This is a genomic window from Anatilimnocola aquadivae (assembly GCF_049819085.1).
Taxonomy (GTDB): domain Bacteria; phylum Planctomycetota; class Planctomycetia; order Pirellulales; family Pirellulaceae; genus Anatilimnocola.
In genome coordinates this window covers 4,022,081-4,037,734 of record NZ_CP187419.1, presented here as the reverse complement: position 1 = coordinate 4,037,734, position 15,654 = coordinate 4,022,081, and the positions used below count along the sequence as shown (strand labels likewise).

12 protein-coding genes are annotated in these 15,654 nt (G+C 57.9%); 4 read left to right on the top strand and 8 right to left on the bottom strand.

Annotation, left to right across the window (positions count from 1 at the left end; all coding sequences use genetic code 11):
- Positions 1–6 precede the first annotated feature (6 nt).
- From NA78x_RS16090 to rlmN, 5 genes are all read right to left on the bottom strand, one after another.
- On the bottom strand, positions 7–519 hold the full coding sequence (locus NA78x_RS16090) for a hypothetical protein (protein ID WP_425613385.1): 513 nt from the start codon (positions 517–519) through the stop codon (positions 7–9).
- Between the two features lie 20 nt (positions 520–539).
- A complete protein-coding gene (locus NA78x_RS16085) occupies positions 540–2,624 on the bottom strand; it encodes a WD40 repeat domain-containing protein (protein WP_425613384.1) in 2,085 nt (694 codons plus the stop codon).
- Between the two features lie 38 nt (positions 2,625–2,662).
- A complete protein-coding gene (locus tag NA78x_RS16080) occupies positions 2,663–4,588 on the bottom strand; it encodes a hypothetical protein (RefSeq protein WP_425613383.1) in 1,926 nt (641 codons plus the stop codon).
- A gap of 364 nt (positions 4,589–4,952) precedes the next feature.
- Positions 4,953–7,754: an FAD-dependent oxidoreductase gene (locus NA78x_RS16075; RefSeq protein ID WP_425613382.1), complete on the bottom strand. Its 2,802-nt coding sequence runs from the start codon at positions 7,752–7,754 to the stop codon at positions 4,953–4,955.
- A gap of 68 nt (positions 7,755–7,822) precedes the next feature.
- A complete protein-coding gene (rlmN, locus tag NA78x_RS16070; RefSeq protein ID WP_425613381.1) occupies positions 7,823–8,854 on the bottom strand; it encodes a 23S rRNA (adenine(2503)-C(2))-methyltransferase RlmN in 1,032 nt (343 codons plus the stop codon).
- 199 nt (positions 8,855–9,053) lie between these two features.
- Between rlmN and mtnB the strand changes: the two genes are divergently transcribed.
- The 3 genes from mtnB to mtnC are packed head-to-tail and all read left to right on the top strand — an operon-like array spanning position 9,054 to position 11,105.
- Complete coding sequence (gene mtnB / locus NA78x_RS16065; protein WP_425613380.1) at positions 9,054–9,737, top strand: methylthioribulose 1-phosphate dehydratase; 684 nt, start codon at positions 9,054–9,056, stop codon at positions 9,735–9,737.
- A gap of 43 nt (positions 9,738–9,780) precedes the next feature.
- Positions 9,781–10,359, top strand: coding sequence for a 1,2-dihydroxy-3-keto-5-methylthiopentene dioxygenase (locus NA78x_RS16060; RefSeq protein ID WP_425613379.1), 579 nt, complete (start codon positions 9,781–9,783; stop codon positions 10,357–10,359).
- Positions 10,356–11,105 (top strand): acireductone synthase, encoded by a 750-nt coding sequence (gene mtnC / locus NA78x_RS16055; RefSeq protein WP_425613378.1) that lies wholly within the window; start codon positions 10,356–10,358, stop codon positions 11,103–11,105. Before NA78x_RS16060 ends, mtnC begins: the two co-directional genes overlap by 4 nt.
- Here mtnC and NA78x_RS16050 read toward each other — a convergent pair.
- The 3 genes from NA78x_RS16050 to NA78x_RS16040 are packed head-to-tail and all read right to left on the bottom strand — an operon-like array spanning position 11,060 to position 14,187.
- Positions 11,060–11,740 carry an HAD family hydrolase gene (locus tag NA78x_RS16050; protein WP_425613377.1) on the bottom strand — a complete coding sequence of 227 codons (681 nt, stop codon included), beginning with the start codon at positions 11,738–11,740 and terminating at the stop codon, positions 11,060–11,062. The two genes, mtnC and NA78x_RS16050, sit on opposite strands and share 46 nt — an antisense overlap.
- Positions 11,741–11,775: 35 nt before the next feature.
- Positions 11,776–13,008 (bottom strand): protein-L-isoaspartate(D-aspartate) O-methyltransferase, encoded by a 1,233-nt coding sequence (locus tag NA78x_RS16045; protein ID WP_425613376.1) that lies wholly within the window; start codon positions 13,006–13,008, stop codon positions 11,776–11,778.
- Positions 13,009–13,041: 33 nt separating this feature from the next.
- Positions 13,042–14,187, bottom strand: a complete 1,146-nt coding sequence (locus NA78x_RS16040) for a protein kinase domain-containing protein (RefSeq protein ID WP_425613375.1) — start codon at positions 14,185–14,187, stop codon at positions 13,042–13,044.
- Between the two features lie 151 nt (positions 14,188–14,338).
- Here NA78x_RS16040 and NA78x_RS16035 point away from each other — a divergent pair, with 151 nt between their 5' ends.
- The gene (locus NA78x_RS16035) at positions 14,339–15,652 is read left to right on the top strand and encodes a replication-associated recombination protein A (protein WP_425619456.1); all 1,314 of its coding nucleotides are present in this window, start codon (positions 14,339–14,341) and stop codon (positions 15,650–15,652) included.
- The last annotated feature ends 2 nt before the right edge of the window (positions 15,653–15,654 follow it).

Genomic DNA, 15,654 nt, shown 5'->3' with positions numbered 1-15,654 from the left:
GGCGAGTCACTCCGCGAGCGTCCGTTGCGTGACGAAGCGCTCGTCGTAGGTCTCCAGACCCGCCCGCAGGTAGTTAGCCAGTGCGGCTGGATGATCCAAGTCGCAGGTGTGTACCCACACTCGCCTTGGCTGAAACAACCAGGCCTGCTGCAACGTCCAGTGCAGAAAAAACCTGCCCAGACCTTGGCCCACAAACCGCGGAAAGAGTCCGAAATAGGCGAGTTCAATCTCGCCGACGCTTCGACAGTCCAATTCCGAGTAACCGGCATCCGTTCCATTCACCTGCAGGACAAAGACTTTTACGCGCTCGTCCGCCAAGATGGACGCCAGTTGTTCGTCGAGCATAATCAGCCGGTCGAACCACGAATACTGCTCTCCCACGGTGCGATAGAGCGTGCGGTACTGTGCGATGGTCGGCTTCGTCAGTTCCACCACCGTCACATCCGCACGAGGTGGCTGTACTTTGGCCACAGGCGGCGCGAACATCTGCAGATACGTCGTCTTGGTTTGCACACTCATGGGTGAATGAAGGTTAGAAATCACTCGGTGGGAAGTTTCCACAAGCGAACGGGCCCGGCGTTTTCAGCCGTGCCAATCCACTGGCCATCGCCCGAAAAGCGAGCATCGCGGATGCCTCCGTTGTGACCGCGTAAGGTGCGCACCAGCTGGAAATCGGACAGACGATACACCGAGACTTCCGCGTAGGTGGTGTTGGAAGTGATTGTGGTCATGGCCACGAATCTGTCGTCGAGCGAGGCCAGCACCTTCAGCCGCGGGTCGACTTCGCCGTAGTGATGCAGCGTCTGTGTATCAATATTCCAGCGAGACAACCTCACTTCGCCCCGTTGGTTCGTGCGGCGAATCGTGTGCAGCAGCAGATTGCCATGCGGCAAGACACCAACGACCGAACGTAGGTAGTGCGTCTTGAGGACCTTGTCGGTGAGGTCGTAAGCCTTCTTTCCTTGCTCGGCGTCCCAGACCTCAATGTTCATCCCGTTTTGCAACGCGAGCCACTTACCATCGGCAGAGAGATGCCGGCCGAATTGCTCCAGTCGCTGCAACTCGGGTGGGACTTCGAAACGGCGAATTTGCCGAGCGTTCTCTGGATTGAACAGATGAATGGTGCCGGGTTCGAAGGCCATGGCCACGGTCCCATCGCTGCAGATTTCGAAGAATCTCTTCCGCGTATCCTGCCCCTCGAACCGCGGATTGTAATAGGGAATCTCAATGGAACCGAACAGTCCTTCTTGTTGGGGAAATTGAAAGCAATGGGCGATGAACTGCCAGCCAAGCAGGCGTTTGCCCGTTCGATCGGCATCGAGAGTCATTCTCCAGTTGGCATCCAGCTTGATCGGGCGCGGCGGGGTCTGGGGCGACTTCAGATCCCACAGTCGTAAGCTGACGTCATCCCCCTCGCCGGCCGTCGCTAGGACATTCGAGCCGTCACAAAACGCGAGCGACAGACCTCCTTGCGGCCCCACCCAGAAGGTTACTTCTGCTTCCTCAGCGGTCGGCGGAACTCGCTGGCACCACTTCTGGAAGAGGGTGAAATGGCCGCCGTCGTCCCATTGCTTGGGACTGCGCGGTCGCGAGGCGATTTCTGGCAGCAACTGATTGGCCAAGGCATGATCGCCCGTCATATAAGCGACAATCCCCAGGAAATCTACCAATTGGGCCGAGTCGGGATAGCGCTGATGCAGCAAGTTCGCGCCGTGACGAAGGTGGTCGTAGGAAAACCCGCTGAAGAGGACGGCATTTCGCTTTTCTTGATTGGCGATCAAGGCAATTCGCGTATAGGCCTCGAGGCCGTCGTCGCCTCCCACTTGCTGACGGATTCGTTCTGCGTAGGCTGAAATTGCGGCTAAGGGAAGCAATTCATCGGCGACAATCAACTTGGCCATGCTGGTATAGAGCGGAAAGTAGCGAGGAAACTCTCGCTCACCGGCGCCTGCCCATTCGGCAACTCGCGCGCGATCGATTCCCAATTCGTAACCCGTCACAGCCAGGACGCGAGCCAATTCCGGATCGCGGGCACCCTTGCCGAGCGCTTGCTGGGCCAGATCGTGTGCGGATGTGAGCAGCAGCACGTATCGCTGCTCGCGTTTCTCAGAGACAAGGCCCGCGTACTGATCGCCACGGCGCAAGTAAGCCGCATCCAATGAAGCCCGCGCCAGCGCAATGAGCGGGGTGGGATCTTCCGAGTCTTCCTTGGCCCAGCGCTCCAAATGCTGATTCACTTCTTGAGCATCTTTGGCACCCTGAAAGCCGCGCGAACAGACCAATTGATAGAGGCGATCCAACTCTGCCTGGCCCGAGGGCAAGATCACGGCGTCTTTCCGGGCCTTGGCAAACCGCTGCGAGAATTCGGCAAAGGTCGCCGTGCCGTCGATATCGAGCGGCGAGTCTTTAATGAGCGGTCGTGCCGGCCGCATCACCGGCACTGCGGGCGCGCCGGGCAGAGAAACAGGCTGAGCAGGAGCAGGAAGTGGTGTTGCGACTGGCACTGGTGGAGCCGCAGGCGCGGCAACCGGGTCAACCTTCGGCTGGCAACCCTGGAATAGCACACCGAACCCAACTGCAAGAACGATCGAGCGAGCCGACCAGCGATACCGCCAAGCCATCATTCCATTCCTTGCCTGTAATTGCACTAAACCTGACAGCCCTACTGTGCCGCTGCAGGACGCTCTTCAATATTCCAGAACCGTAGCGGTCCTTGAACTTCCATCGTAACCAGTTGCTTATCGTCGGGCGTGATTCGCAGATGCTTGATAAAGTTGTTGTGCCCGCTGATGGTGCGGACGAGTTTGCCATCCGACAGACGATGCACGTGCAGTACCTGCGTGTCGTTCATTCCCGCAGGGCCTCTCTCGGACAGAACGAAATGATTCTTACTCACTTCCTCGAGGGACGGTGGTTGTCCACCTGTGGCGCTGGGCGCCAATCGCAGAAACTCGGTCCGCTGGTTGTTCGTAGGATCCCATTTGGTCAGCACATTGACGAAGCCAGTCGGCGTTCGCAATGTTCCACTGCCGAGAACCGCCGTCCCGTCGACGTATCCCATCAGGCTCAGGATGCTCGGAATCTCGGCCTTCGAGTTGTCGATGACCAGCAATTCCTTGCCGTCAGCGACGTTAAACACATGCTGATTTCCTTTATGGCTGACCAGCAGGCGGGAACTGTCGGGCGTGAAGCGCATCATGGGATATCCAGTTTCTAGGGAGAGCTCGTGCAGTTGCTCTCCCGTGGCAGGATCCCATAGATGAATGGTCGAAGAGCGACAGGTAGCAGCCGTCTTGCCATCAGGACTCAGCTTCGAACCGCCATGCTGCCCGACGTCGCGATAGATCACTGGCTCGGTAGGATTATCGAGATGAAGGACAATCACCAGGCTGTTTTCATTGGTGTTGCCTTCCAAAAGCAGAATCTTGCCTTCGGTGTCGGTGACTACTCGATGAAGGATGTCGGGTAGCGGAGGCAACATTCCCACAGGCTGCTTCAGGTCCTTGAGATCCCAGAACTTGATCGGCTCACCTTTTTGATTCGGCAAGGTGATGAGCTTGGTGTTCCCTTCGAAGAAGTTGAAATCGATTGGTCCATACAGGTAAGGATAAAAGACCAGATCGGCTCGATCGGCAACCGGCATCGCTTCACAGTATTTGACAAATGCCTGATAACGCGATTGCGAGGCCCAGTGGCGATAGTCGGGCTCTTCCTTCTTGCGAATCAACGTGAGTAACTTACGCGCATCTTCATAGCGTTCACCTTTCCAGGCCACCACCGCCAGGAAGTCGAGCAGGGCCGGAGCCAACGGAAAACGCTGGGACATCAATTGCGCCCCGCGGTCGATTTTTGCCGGGTCAAATTCGCTCGTATAAAGCATCTCGGAATCGTAGAGATTCATCTTCATTGCAATTCGTGCGTAAGCTTCCAAACCATCATCGCCGCCGACGGCCGCGCAGGTTTCTTCAGCGAACTTCTCGACTTCGCCCGCTTCGCCGTGCCAGCGAGGAAGCAGATACTCGGCCATCGATTGGTAGAGCGGATAGTAAGTAGGATCGACCTTGCGCCCCGCTTCGACCCAGCGATCGATATGCTCCCGCTTGGTTGCGAGGCCGCGGCCGATATCCACCAGTGAGCGGTACAGTTCTGGATCCTGCGGAGCGAGCTTTTCGGCTGCAACCCCGAACTTTCCCCCCTGCTTCAAGCGTTCATGAAACAGCCTGAAGCCCTCTTGGCCGACAGTCGCGGCCCAACCACTGCCGCGCGCTTCCCAACCCCAGCTGGTGTACAAGCGGGCGAGAATGATCAGCGGCGTAGGATCGTCGGGCTTCGCTTCGCTCCATTGCTTGAAAAACTCGATTCGTTCACTGAGATCTTCCTTGCCCTGAAAGGGCGTGCGAACAGCGACGCCGTACAACTCGTACAGTTCGATTTGGCCGGTAGGTAAATGCTTCTTCTCTTCGCGGGCCTTGGCAAACAGCGCCGATAGCTCGTCAATGGTGGCATCCGGGCTGATTTCGATGAATGCCGTAGCCAGCGGTTCGTTGATCTCGGGAAGCGGAGCACCTTTCGCTTCTCCTCGTCTCAAACCCGGAACTGGCTTCGGGGGTTGAGACGCTCGCTTAACACTGGGCGGCCCCGGCATTCGATTGACACCCGGCGGCGGTGGTCCCGGCACCGGCTGCGGCGGCGACGCATTGGCGACAGGTGGTGTGGAGGGAGTGGATGAATCGCAACTGACGAACCATGGCAGGGAGGCAAACAATACCAACGAGTTGCCGACGAACCGCCTCAAAGACATGTGAGTCGCCCTCACCTCAACGAACGTGATAGACCAGAAAAGTTGAGGTGAATCTTACCCACAAGTGAGTGGGCGAAGCAAACATGGCCCAAGCATTTGTAGAAGTGGACTTATGAGTGCGAGCGGAGGCACATGATTGATGACGACAAGGCTACTTCTCAAGTGGCTTCTTGGCGGTGGCTTTCCATTCCACGATTTGCTTGTCGGCATCCAGCCGCTTTCGCAGTTTCGCATAGTCCAGTTGCTGCACGGGGACTGACTCATCGATGGCCAGCGATGCAGCTGTGGCCGCGCTTTGACTCGTCACCATCAAGACAGGTTCCATGCGGATGCTGCTGAAAGCGGTATGGCTCGCCGATAGAGCAAAAGTCACCAAAAGGTTGTCGCACTCACCTTTTCGCGGCACGATCGCGGCATAGCCGATGGGATAGGGCGGCGCGCTGTCGCGCCCACCGGCCGTCTTCCCTTCGCGCGTCACCACGCCGTCTTTTACGATCCGACGAATCTCGTGCGTGTCGGTTCCATAAGAACCAAGGCTGACGGAATTTGCCGCCGTCTCACGGCCAAACGTGTGATGCTCGGTAATCACCAGGTCGCTTACCATCCGCCGAGCCTCACGAATGTAAAGCTGATGTGGCCAGCCTCCGTTGTCCCGAAACTCATCGCGTGGCAATCCGAATTGATTCATCTCTCCGCGCACTTTAGCGGGAACTCGCGAGTCGGTCGCAAGAAAATGGAGCAACCCGCGGTGATAATCTTCGTGAGCCTGGGCGATCTTTTCACGCTGGCTGTAGGAAGCTTCCGGCCAGGCCCACGAGACACCGGGAAGATTGCCGCCAAAGGTGGCCGTGTTGAAGTCCCACTTATTGTTCGGCAGCGCGTCGTGCTTGCTGAACCAACGCAGGTCGACGTCGTCGCCAATTGCTTCGCAGGCCGCAATAAAGCGAGCTACGATCTCGTAGCGTTTCGGATCGTAGTCGCTGGGCGGCTCAATAGGCAAGCGATCAGCGGACTTCGTAAGACAGAGTCGAAAGCAGTAGGCTTGCACTCCTGGGGCGGGGTCACCAACAACACCAGGGTCCCCAGCTTCAATCAGCGGAAGCAAGCCGCTGTCTGGTTTGCCGGGAACTACATAAGGGTCGAGCGGAAAGTCTCGATCCCATACTCCTTGACCGCCGGGCACGCGACCATGGGGTCCAGGTTTCAAATGGTTGGTTCGCGGACGATATTTCTCGTCGTAGTAGATGCCGTTATAGGTTTCGTTGTACTTTTTGTTTCCTTCGCGCCTCACGGTGTACGTCACACCCGCTTTAGCCATCAAGTCGCCTTCGTACGTGGCGTCGATGAACATCTTGCCGCGCACCGTCAGGCCTTCGTCGGTAGTTAATTCAATCAGTCTGGCACCGTCCTTCTTCACGGCCGCCAGTCGCGCCGACCGATAGACCGGCACCCCAGCTTCCCGAACCAATTGATTGAACACGTCTTCGGCAACGTGTGGCTCGATGGAGTACGCGCCACCGGTTGCGGGCCCGCCTCCGGCGGCAGTGAACGCTTTGTCCCATTCCAGCTTCTTGCCGTAACTGGCCACCAAGCGCGTAAAGTACTCGCGGGCAATGCCGCCGACCGTGCGTGGATCGCCAATATCGACGGCGCTCAGGCCCCCCGAAGTCATGCCACCCAGATGTTTGCCGGGCTCCACAATCACAGCCTTCTTCCCCATTCGGCTCGCCTGCACGGCAGCTACTACACCGCCCGAAGTGCCGCCATAGATCACAATATCGGCCTCGACTGTTTTGGTGGCTGCGGCGGGAGCATTTTTCGCGAGGGTATCGGTCTCCCTCAACTTGAATCGCGTGGCGACGACGGAGTGCTTAGCGGGACCGGGACGATACTTCACATATGTGGTCGCAACGAACTCGCCATCGGGCAGAACCTCGAGCCCTGGGTATCCGCAATCGTTACCGGCGTGGCTATGCAACAGCTTGATGCGATACTGACCATCACGGCCCGCTTGAATGTCGTCAAACTTGCCAACCCAAGCGACGAAATGACTCTTGGTGGGACTGCGCGGGCCAGTATCGCGAAACGTAACGACGAGCCTGCCATCGGGGGCATAGGCAGCCATGTGACGATCGCCCCACAGACCAGAAGGAAGCGTCTGTTCCTTCGACCAGGTGCGCCCCTCATCGATGAATAGTGCTTGTCGCTTCACATTTTCGCGCAGCAGGCACAATAGCTGTTTGCCATTCGGCGAGCGAACGAGCGCCGGCTCGCAGGGTTTCAGGTCGCCTAGATCGAGAATGATTCGCCACTTGCTCCAGGTGAGACCGCCGTCGGTCGAAACGCTTTGAGCGATGATGTTCGAGCGTTTGTCTTTGGTCTCGCCCGGTCGGCGAATATTGGTCAGCCCCAGCAATTGTTTGCCACCATCGATCGGCACAATCGTACAAAACGGCATTACGCACTTAAGTCCCAGCGACTTCACAGGGGTCCAAGTGCGCCCCTCGTCCGTACTGTGCGACGAGTGCATCGCGCCATCGGGTCCTTGCCCAGCAAACACAAACAGGCGAGAAACTCCTTGCGGATCGGTGAGCCGATGGAGAGAGGGACAGTTGCTGACAGTACGCCAGCTCTCAGGAACGGTCAGGAGTTCGCTCCAGGTACGACCGCCATCTTCGCTCCTCTTCAAAGGTCCGCAGGGACCGCCGTGATTCAAGGTCCACACGGCAAACATCGTGCGCCCATCGGGCAGTAGCAGAGTTGTCGGATGGCCTTGATAAGTGTCTGGCGTTCCTGCGGCCACGATGGAGTGTCGGTCCGTTTCTCCCGAAAGATCTACCGTCGGGAGTTCCGCGCGCAGAAGAGCGGGAAGCATTGCGAGCAAGAGTGCAATGACGGGTGTTTCCCAACCAAATACCGCCCAGGACTTGAGAAGTGTGATGCGATCAATCATCGGAAGGAGAGCTCCGAAGGAGGAAGATCATTCGGGAGAGAAGCAAAGCTCACCGAATATACGAACAGTTACGGCTCACTGACAGCCAATTGTCCACAACCAGCGGCAATCTCGATCCCGCGCCGCACACGAATCGTGCTGGGCAGGTGATGCTGTTTGAGGATCGCTTGGAACTGTGAGACTGCTTCGGTTCGTCCAGGCTGACCGTCATAGCCGGTGGTAGGATTGAGTGGGATCAAGTTGACTTGCGCCGGCAAGCCTTGCAGCAGTTCGGCAAGTGCGTGAGCCTGTGCGGGAGAATCATTCTCTCCGGCAATCAGCGTCCACTCGAAGAAGATCTTGCGGTCGAGCTTGGTTGTGTAATAGCGACAGGCATCGATCAAATCGTCGAGTGGCCAGGGTCGCGCGGCCGGTAGCAACTTAAGACGCTCGGCTTGTGTGGCCGCATGCAACGAAACGGCCAGCGAGTATGGTCGGCGCTCATCGGCCAGTCGAATGATGCCGGGAACGACACCCACGGTACTCACCGTGATCTGCTTGGCACCAATGGCTAAACTGCCGGGATCGCGCAGGATGTCCAAAGCGTCCATCACAGGTTCGTAGTTCAGCAGCGGTTCGCCCATTCCCATCAGCACGAGGTTGGTTAGCCTTCGGCCGCTGCGTCGCAATGCACGTGCTACGAAAAGCGCCTGGCCCACAATCTCGCCGGCGCTCAAATCGCGCGTGAAGCCCATCTGGCCCGTCGCGCAAAAGACACAACCCAGCGCGCAGCCCACTTGCGAACTCAAACAAGCAGTGGCTCGATCACGATATTGCATCTGCACCGTTTCGATGCGATTGCCATCGGCCAGAGACAGCAAATACTTGTGAGTTTCGCCATCGTCGGCCACCGCTTCCTGCGCGACCTGCAATGAGCGGATTTCTGTCCCGCTGTTTAACTTTGCGAGCAGTTTGGGCGGCACATCTTGCATCGCCTCGACACTTTCAACAAAGTCTCGATAAAGATAGCTCCAGATCCTGGCTGCATGCACTTCACGAAAGTCCCACCTCAACAGCAAGCTGGCAAGTGCTGGGCGGGTGAGTTCGTAAAGGTTGAGCATACGGCATGTGGAGACGAAATTTGAAAGCGTCCAGCAAGTCTGCGAGAATCACGGCACCGGCCACCGACCCTCTCCATCTTACGACAGTGTGATGTGATGCCTAGTCGAGTTCCGCGGGCACCAATTTGCCAGCGAGGCTCGATTTGTTACGATGAGGGCCTATTGTCCGCTACCTCTCACCATTGGTCGATTGCCGCGAATGACAGCTACTGCCCATGCTCCCGCTTCGTCTCCCCTCGCGGGCCTGGAAACACAGATCGACGGCCTCCGCGAAACCGGCCACTGGCTCTGGCAACGTGGTTTTTCGCTGGGTACCAGCAGTAACTACAGCGTGGTTGTCTCGCGCGATCCGCTGCATTTGCTCATCACCGCCAGCGGTAAGGACAAAGGCCGACTGAGCCGTTCGGATTTTGTCATCGTCGATCGCGACGGCAAAGCTACTTCAGACGGGCAACCAAAATCGTCGGCCGAGACGCTCCTGCATACGGTCGTTGCCGAACTTCCCGGCGTTGGCGCAGTACTACACACGCACTCGGTCTGGGCGACGGTTCTCTCCGACTTGTTTTTCACGCAGGGTGGCGTCGAACTGAGCGGCTACGAAATGCTGAAGGGACTCGACGGCATTACGACCCACGAGCATACATCGCAGATCGAGATTTTTGAGAACACACAAGATATTCCCCAACTGGCCGAGCAAGTGCGTGAACGGCTGACGAACACCATTCGCCCGCTGAAGCACGGCTACCTGATTCGCAAGCACGGTATGTACACTTGGGGCAAGGACCTGGATGAAGCTCGACGTCATGTCGAGATCATCGAGTTCCTGCTGGAGTGCACAGCCCGCCGCTTGATGTTGACCGGCGACCTGCGGCCAACGACATGATTCCATCCAACTCATTCATCCATCTTTTCCGCAAGGAACCATCATGGCCCGCATTCGCATTCAAGACGAAAGTCGCGAAATCTCCGATCCTCAGGAGATCAGCGAGTTCCTCGCGCCGTTTGGCATTTGGTACGAAAAGTGGGATGTCGCTGGTCGCATCGGCGCCGATGCCACCGATGCCGAAATTCTCACCGCTTATGCGCCCGAGGTCGAACGCCTGAAGGCTCGCGGCGGCTTCGTCACGGCTGACGTCATCAACGTGAAGCCCGAAACCCCGAACCTCGATGTCATGCTGGCCAAGTTCAAAAAAGAACACACCCATAGTGAAGACGAAGTTCGCTTTACGGTGAAAGGTGGCGGCGTGTTTCACATCCATCCGCACAACGGCCCGGTCTTCGCCGTGCAGGTCGAAGCGGGCGACCTGATCAACGTGCCGCGCGGCACGCAGCATTGGTTCGACCTTTGCAACGACCGCAACATCCGCTGCATCCGCCTGTTCCAAGATTCGTCGGGCTGGTCGCCCGAGTACATCGATGGCGGTGTGCACACCAAGTACGAAGCGCTTTGCCTGGGCCCAGCCTACGTTAGCCAGGTTGGCATTGGTTCGGCGGTCAAGCTGTGATTGAATTCAACGGCCGCGTCATCCTGCTGGATATCGAGGGGACGACTTCCTCGGTCCGCTTTGTCTACGACGAGATGTTCCCGTTCGTGCGCCGGGAACTGGCCGAGTTTCTGGACCACAACCACGAGCGCGTCAGCGTCGTCGCAGCAGCGCGACAGATCGCCCTCGATGGCGGCAAAACTCTGTTAGAGCTAGCCGGCAGCGACGACCTAAGCACGGATGCTGCTCAGCAGAAGGTCGTAGCCGAGGTTCTGCGACAGATGGATGCCGATCTAAAGGCTACCGGTCTGAAGGATTTGCAAGGGCAAGTCTGGGAAGCAGGCTTCAAGTCAGGCGATTTGCTGGCGCATGTTTACGACGAAGTGCCAGGCTGCCTGAAACAGTGGAAAGAAGCCGGGAAGGAACTGCGGATCTACTCCTCGGGTAGCATTCAAGCTCAGAAGCTATTCTTTGGCCACACGGTTGCCGGTAATTTACTGCCGCTGCTGAGTGGCCACTACGACACCACGATCGGCTCCAAACGCGAAGCTACCAGCTACGCAAACATCGTTGCTGAACTCGACTCCCCTGCCAGCGAGGTGCTCTTTCTCAGCGACATTGTGGCCGAACTCGACGCTGCGAAGCAGGCAGGGTTGCAAACGGGCGTCGTCCTTCGGCATGGCAATGCCGCACAAGAGAACCCGCAGCAACACCCCACACTTCACTCGTTTGACGAAGTGATGATCGGCAAGCCGAGCAACTCGTAGATTCGTCGATCACGCAAGGTATCGGCGACAAACTGCGCGCCGGTAAAGTCGTGCGTATTACTATGGTCGCCGGGGACTGCGACGGCGTGAGCGCCGGAATTAATGGCCGCTAGGCAACCATTGTGGCTATCTTCGAGCACGAGCATCGTGGCGGGATCAATGCCGTGTTGCTGAGCCGCCTTCAGGTAGATTTCAGGGTTGGGCTTGCCGTGCAGCACATCGGCCGACGTCAGAATGAAGTTGAACCGCGGTCGCCAGCCAAACTGATCGAGCATGCGATACACCACCGGCGCTCGGCTGCTGGTCGCAATGCCCTTCGGAATCTGATGCTGCTCGAGTAAGTCGAGCAGTTCGACCAGCCCGGGCATTGGGGCCAACTCGCGATCGAGCATCTCAAGAAAGATGGCATCGGAATCGGCGTAGAGGTCCTCGACCGTCTCGGGCAATCCGTGCCAGTCGAGCATTATCTGCAGGGCAATGATCCCTGGCCGGCCCATCATCTTGTCGAGCAATGGCTGCTCGAATGGCTTCTGCCTTTTCTCGAGCAATTGGCGCATCACGCGCCCGTAGAGCATCTCGGTATTGAACATCAGGCCATCGAGATCGAACGTAACCGCTTGTATCGTGCTTGCCATCTCCGACTTCAATTCCAATCCGTGTTGTTTGGAGTTTACCTGTCGTCAATCTTGCGAAACTGAATCTTATCGAACGAAGCGGTCCCTGTGGCACCAAACAGGCCGATGCGCAAGATGCCTTCGCGGGCGTTGTCGGGAATGCGAATGGTCCGTTTGATTTCGTGCCACTTGGAGTCGCCGAGCACCGGACCCACGTAGTGGTTGCCGAGGGGACGACGGTTGCCATCGTAGAGCGTGATTGCGATCAGCGGAGCCTCGTCCTTGGCAACATTGGCGACGATGTCCTTGGTGGTGATCATGCCCGAGATTTCGAGTTGTTTCACTTGTCGCCCATCGATGCCAAAACCTTGCAGCAAATGGGCCGATAACCCGGCGCGACTGTTGTTGAAGGTGATGACATGCTTGCCATCGGGAGCATCCGACGGAGCATCCCAGCTAAGCTGCTTTTCGTAGTACCAGCCTGGCTGAGCGCCGCTATCAAAGGCTTTTTCTTCGAAGCTGCCGTTCACCACGGTGGGGTTCGCCGGATCAGGCTTCACTAAGCGCGCGTCTTCCGCTTTGCCAGTCATGGGGACGAACAAGGTTGGCAGCAGGACTTCGCTCTCGAGCTTGCCATCCTTCTTTCGCATCAGATACAGCGTCTGGCTGTAGCGCTCGCCGACAGGGACTACCAGCAGGCCACCTTCGCGCAGTTGATCAACGAGAGGCTGCGGAACCTTTTCGGGCGAGCAAGTGACGATAATTTTGTCGAACGGGGCATGCTCTTCCCAACCCAAATAGCCGTCACCCACCTTGGTGAAGACGTTCTTGTAGCCGAGTTGCTTGAGCGTGCGTTCGGCCGTCTTACCAAGTTGCTCGACGATTTCAATGGAATAGACCTCTTTCACCAGCGGACTAAGGACCGCTGCTTGAAAGCCGCTGCCGGTGCCAATCTCCAGGACTTTGTCGGTTGGCTTGGGATCGAGCGATTGGGTCATGTAGGCGACGATGAACGGCGACGAGATAGTCTGTTGATCGCCGATCGGCAGGGCCATATCGAGATAGGCATTCTTGCGATGTTCGGCAGCGACAAACAAATGCCGCGGCGTGTCCATCATCGCCTTGACGACACGCTCGTCCTTCACGCCAGCCGCCACGATGACTTCGTCGACCATCTGCTTGCGCATTTTCTCGAACTGCACGCGCGTTTGTGCCTGGCCAACCGCAGGCTGCAAGTTCAGCAAGCAGACGAGCAGCAGCGGCAAATGACTAAGCAGAGCAGATTTCATGGCAGCAGCTTTCCGCTTGGCGACCAGCAGGTGTTACCAACTCGACTGATTGTGAGGGACGTCATCGCTTTCAATCTCTTTTAGCTCTTCCAGCCAAAGCCGTATCTCGTTCGGGTACTCGCTGGACAGATCACTGACCACCAGTTGTCGTTGGAAGGCGGCAGCACCCTCCTTCAATAAGTCGGCTGCTTCGGCACTGGGGAACCGCCGGACCGGATCGGGAGCAATCATGCCGCGAATGAAACTCAGCAGCAATTCACAGCGGACGACCTCTTCGGGCAGGACTTCGTGCAGGCGAGAAGGGAGTGAACGTCGTACTTCGAGCAACTCGCGCAGATCGTTTACGCCAGCGACTGGAGATGCACCGGCGAGCATTTCGATGAGCACGTAGCCGAGTGAACAGAGATCGCTGCGTGGAGTGCATTCGCGGTTTTCCAGCACTTCGGGCGCAGCATAGGCGGGTGTGCAAGGTCGCGACCGCTGCGGCGTGGTGAAGTCGAAGGCGGAACCGATGTCGATGATCTTCGTGCAGCCCGTGCGCTTGACCATGATGTTCGAGGGCTTGATATCGCCGTGGACGATGCCGTGGCGATGCAGCGCGGCAAGGCCCGAGAGGCAATCGCGAATGATTGCGACCGCGACGCCGGCCTTCAACCGAGGCTGCACCGGTCCGGCGGTGATGATGACTCGATTGATGTAATCCCAGCGGCGCTGACTCAGCTTGTGCTGCATCCGCTCGAGCATCTGGGTCGTCATCAGCTTGCCCAGGTCGTAGCCATCGATCCATTCCATCACGAGCATGCGAATGCGACGGCGGTCGACGAAGTTGTAGACATAAAGCAGATTGTCGTGCTGAATCTGCGCGATGCGAGCCGAAGCAAAGGCCACGCGTTTCATTGCCTCGTCGTAGGCAGCTTCGTCTTCGAACCGCTCGGGCGAAAAGATTTTGAGCGCTGCCGGCAGAGTGAAATCGTCGGTGCCGCGCAACTCGGTTAGATAGACGACCCCTTGGCCGCCAGACCCCAAACGCTTGTTGAGGTGCAGGTGTGAAGTCCAATGCAGTCGCTTCTCGTTAACAATCTCCTGGTACCGCGAGATCAAATCGAGGGGCGGTGAAAGATGAATATCACCCCCTTGGGTAATGGTGGGGGGGACTTCCTGTCGGGTTGTCGTCAGCATGGGCGCTCCGCTTCGCTCTGGTTCGACGGCCGCTTCCGGGCGGCTATGACATATCTACAGTCTAGGTCGAACACGAAAACTTGGCAAAGGGGAAGTGCTGTCTTCACAGTGCCAGCCCACGGCGATTTCGCCGCGCGGTATGCTCGTTGGTATGAATCTCTTTGCCAAAGCGGAAGGTGAAAACCTCAAACGGGCCCAGCCTTTGGCCGCACGCATGCGACCGGCTCGGCTCGACGAGTTCGTTGGCCAGCAGCACTTTCTGGGCGAAGGCAAGCTGCTTCGCCGGCTGCTAACGGCCGACCGACTCAGCTCCGTGATCTTCTATGGCCCTCCTGGCACCGGCAAAACGACGCTCGCCCGCCTGCTAGCGACGGCCAGCCGAAAGAAGTTTAAGCAACTCAGCGCTATCACCAGCGGAGTGAAGGAACTGCGTGAAGTGCTGGAAGCGGCTCGGGATGAGTTGAGCAGCGGCGGCCTGCGGACTCTGCTGTTCATCGACGAAATCCATCGCTTCAACAAGTCACAGCAGGATGCCTTGCTGCCCGATGTGGAGGAAGGTGTCGTTACGCTCGTCGGTGCCACGACCAGCAATCCGTTTTTCGCCGTGAATAGCGCGCTCGTCAGCCGAAGCCAAGTGTTTGAGTTTCAGTCACTTTCCCTCGCCGACATCACCTCGCTGTTGAAACGGGCACTTGCCGACAAATCGCGTGGTCTGGGTAATATCCCAGTCGACATCGAAAACGACGCCCTGCAGTTCCTGGCTGAGACCAGCGATGGCGATGCGAGGCGCGCACTGAACGCCTTGGAGGTCGGTGTGCTCTCGAGCACCGAGCGACCGGTGAAGTTCACGCGCGAGTTGGCTGCGGAATCGGTGCAGCGGAAGGCCATTCAATACGATGCCACCGGCGACGAGCATTACGACTCCATCAGCGCACTGATCAAGAGCATTCGGGGCAGCGATCCCGATGCCGGTTTGTACTGGCTCGCGCGCATGCTGGAAGCGGGCGAAGACATACGCTTCCTGTGCCGCCGGCTGGTCATCCTCGCCAGTGAAGACGTCGGCAATGCCGATCCCGCCGCCTTGCCGCTGGCTGTCTCCGCCATGCAAGCTTGCGAGTTCATCGGTCTGCCCGAATGCCAATTGCCGCTAGCTCAGTGCGTGGCCTATCTGGCATGTGCGCCGAAATCGAATGCCGCCACGGTAGCCATTGGCGAAGCTCGCCGCGATGTGCGCGAGCAGCGCGTTCTGCCCGTGCCGGTGCAACTACGCGACAAGCATTACTACGGTGCCGAACGTCTGGGACATGGCGAGGGTTACGTCTACTCACACGACGTCGAAGGTGGCATTGCCGCCCAAGATTACCTTGGCGTCGACCGCCAGTACTATCGCCCGGTCAATCGCGGTTTTGAAGCGGAACTTGGCGAGCGATTGTCGGAAATTCGCAAGCGACTGAAGGGAGAGTAATC

Excerpts from the sequence above, each read along its gene's own strand:
- NA78x_RS16085 (WP_425613384.1), bottom strand. The coding sequence starts at position 2,624 with ATGATGGCTTGGCGGTATCGCTGGTCGGCTCGCTCGATCGTTCTTGCA.
- NA78x_RS16060 (WP_425613379.1), top strand. The coding sequence starts at position 9,781 with ATGGCCCGCATTCGCATTCAAGACGAAAGTCGCGAAATCTCCGATCCT.
- NA78x_RS16090 (WP_425613385.1), bottom strand. The coding sequence starts at position 519 with ATGAGTGTGCAAACCAAGACGACGTATCTGCAGATGTTCGCGCCGCCT.
- mtnB (WP_425613380.1), top strand. The coding sequence starts at position 9,054 with ATGACAGCTACTGCCCATGCTCCCGCTTCGTCTCCCCTCGCGGGCCTG.
- rlmN (WP_425613381.1), bottom strand. The coding sequence starts at position 8,854 with ATGCTCAACCTTTACGAACTCACCCGCCCAGCACTTGCCAGCTTGCTG.
- NA78x_RS16075 (WP_425613382.1), bottom strand. The coding sequence starts at position 7,754 with ATGATTGATCGCATCACACTTCTCAAGTCCTGGGCGGTATTTGGTTGG.
- NA78x_RS16035 (WP_425619456.1), top strand. The coding sequence starts at position 14,339 with ATGAATCTCTTTGCCAAAGCGGAAGGTGAAAACCTCAAACGGGCCCAG.
- NA78x_RS16050 (WP_425613377.1), bottom strand. The coding sequence starts at position 11,740 with ATGGCAAGCACGATACAAGCGGTTACGTTCGATCTCGATGGCCTGATG.
- NA78x_RS16040 (WP_425613375.1), bottom strand. The coding sequence starts at position 14,187 with ATGCTGACGACAACCCGACAGGAAGTCCCCCCCACCATTACCCAAGGG.
- NA78x_RS16045 (WP_425613376.1), bottom strand. The coding sequence starts at position 13,008 with ATGAAATCTGCTCTGCTTAGTCATTTGCCGCTGCTGCTCGTCTGCTTG.